The organism is Desulfovibrio sp. ZJ369, from assembly GCF_011039085.1.
GTDB lineage: Bacteria > Desulfobacterota > Desulfovibrionia > Desulfovibrionales > Desulfovibrionaceae > Desulfovibrio.
In genome coordinates this window covers 1-2,069 of sequence record NZ_JAAKEI010000091.1, presented here as the reverse complement: position 1 = coordinate 2,069, position 2,069 = coordinate 1, and the positions used below count along the sequence as shown (strand labels likewise).

Genomic DNA, 2,069 nt, shown 5'->3' with positions numbered 1-2,069 from the left:
CTGTGAGACCGGGATGTCGCGCCGGTTCAGCTCCTCTTCCAGGATGGGGCGCAGGTTTTTTGTGGCATCCTCAATGCTGGGAGAAAAAAAGACCAGTTTGGGGAGCATCCCTTCGAGGGCGCGCCCGTCAAAGCGTTCAAGAAAATCGTCCACCACGGCGCGCACAAACTCCCTGTCGCGCGTATTGGCGAATTTATGCAGCCGCAGGGTCTTAAGGTAGCCGTTATTGATGGCGTCCTTGAGGCTGTAAGAATACACCACCTCAGGCAGCAGCTCGTTCTTCACATAGGGCGTGCCCGTGAAATTGCAGCAGGCCACCATTGAGCTGCCCAGGCGTTTGATGCCCCTGGCCAGGGTGTTGATGGTAAAGCGCAGGGAGGTTTCCTTTTTGGGATCGAGCAAGTCCGTTTTCAGAACATCGCCGAAAGCGTGGTGGGCTTCGTCCACAAAAATGCCCAGTTGCGGGAGATTGCGCAACTTGAGGAAACGCTGATTGATGGTCAGATCCGCCTCGTCCTCCGGCGAATCAAAGCCGTAAAGATCGGAAATATCATCATAAACGGATCTGGCGTCGGCGGTTTTGGTCTCGCCGGTCGCCAGAAAAAGCTGTTCGGCGCGGCTGGGGCTCTTCTTTTTGCGCTTGAGCAGAATTTTTTGCGTGTTGGAGATGACAAGATTGTAGTCGGAATTGTTGAGGACATTGAGCGTGGCCCCGGCCTCGTCCAGATATTGCAGCTTGAGGTTCGCCTGGAGCCAGTTGGCGTGTTTTGGCGGTAGTACCCTGGCAAAGTCGAAGCTTTCGATCTCCCGCAGGGATTGCAGGACGGTCTTGTCCGGCGCGAAAATCAGGGCGTTGTGGCAATAGAGCGGGTCGTCCGGGAACTTCCGGGCCAGCACAAAGTCATAGAAAATGCAGGTGGCCATGAGCAGGGTCTTGCCCACGCCCATTGTCAGGGCGAAAATATAGTTGGCGTAGTCCTGGCGGGCGGCCTTCATGCGCTTGAACACGGCGGCATAGGCTGCCTCATTGAACATGGGCGAATTTTCCAGCACATACTGGCCGTCCATGCCCAGCACGTCGCCGCGCTTTTCAAAGCCCTTGCGGCGCTTGTACCAGTCCGCAAAGATGTCATGCACAGGACGGAGCTTGAGATATTCCTTGAGGAAGACGTGGATTTCCAGCGCCTCGAACTGCGGACGCCGCAGGAACTGGCCGGGCCGCGGCCTGTCCGGGTCGTTGTAGTCCAACAGCTCGCGCGTCAGCCCGCGATAGTGGGAACGGATGCTCCCCTTGTTTTCCCGGTAAAAGCGAAAAAGCTCACGGTAAAAGGTGGTATTGAGATCCACCTGGGGGGCGGCCTGCTTCTTCCTTCTTCCGGCCATTACTCTGCCTCCAGCGTCTTCTCCAGACTTTCGGAGAGCAGATCGGTAATCTTGACCCGGATCAGCCCGTGATCCTCGGGAACGGCATAGCGGCCCTGAACCAGCGCATTCTTGCCGGGGTTGTCATACACGGCGGGTTGCAGCACTTCGCCGTTATAGTTCCAGTCAATGGCCACGGTTTCCACAAGCTGACGCCAGTCCTCCACGTTTTCTTCAAGGATGGAGAGTTTTTGCAGGAGATTGCGGGGGTAGAACTGCCGGATGATCAGCTCGCCGTTTTCCACGGCCGTGTCAGCTTCGGAATCGTATTTGAAGGTGAGATCCTTTCTGTCGCGCAGGATGTCCACGACTTTGACATCCACACTGTAGTGGCCGCCAATGTCCATTTTCAGGCTGGCGGCCAGATCCGGCTCGTGCCCCATGCAGACCAGCATGATACGTTCCGCCGGGCTGCCCGGAGCGGCTTCCATGCGCTTTTCCATTTCCCGGTAATTGATGCCGTTGAGGATAGGGTTGAGGTCGGCCCGGGTGGCAATGCGGTTGACGGGCATGATTCTGACCTTGTAGCCGTCCTTCATGCCGTCAAAGACATCGGTGGATTCCAGCGGTTCGATTTCCAGCGCCTGAAGCAGCAAGTCCCGCGCCTGCACCGGATTGCGGAACACGTCGTAATGATTGACGTTGTA

General features: G+C 56.8%; 2 protein-coding genes. Both read right to left on the bottom strand.

Going from position 1 to position 2,069, the window contains the following annotated elements; translation table 11 throughout:
• On the bottom strand, positions 1 to 1,383 hold a 1,383-nt coding region (locus G7Y51_RS13380; protein WP_165178239.1), incomplete at its 3' end, for a DEAD/DEAH box helicase family protein.
• Positions 1,383 to 2,069 (bottom strand): hypothetical protein (locus G7Y51_RS13375; RefSeq protein WP_206214356.1); only part of this gene is annotated, 687 nt, incomplete at its 5' end. The genes G7Y51_RS13375 and G7Y51_RS13380, both read right to left, overlap by 1 nt.